At 50.2% G+C, this 255-nt stretch carries 1 rRNA gene; it reads right to left on the bottom strand.

The window, feature by feature from the left end:
- Positions 1 to 255, bottom strand: a 23S ribosomal RNA gene (locus GKO22_RS16515); the annotation flags it as partial.

The following is a 255-nucleotide window of genomic DNA, read 5'->3' as shown; positions in this document are numbered from 1 at the left end:
GGTCTCTCAGGAGTATTTAGCCTTACCGGATGGTGCCGGTAGATTCAAGCAGGATTTCTCCGGTCCCGCCCTACTCAGGATACCACTATGCTGTCATTCTTTACCTGTACGGGGCTGTCACCCTTATCGCGCAGTTTCCCACCTGCTTCCAGTTCATAGCGACAATACAATGTCGTGGTCCTACAACCCCATAATTGCCGTAACAACTATGGTTTGGGCTCTTTCGTGTTCGCTCGCCACTACTTACGAAATCAT

Origin of the sequence: Sphingobacterium chungjuense (assembly GCF_011316935.1) — a bacterium.
GTDB lineage: Bacteria > Bacteroidota > Bacteroidia > Sphingobacteriales > Sphingobacteriaceae > Sphingobacterium > Sphingobacterium chungjuense.
This window is presented reverse-complemented; position numbering and strand designations above follow the sequence as displayed.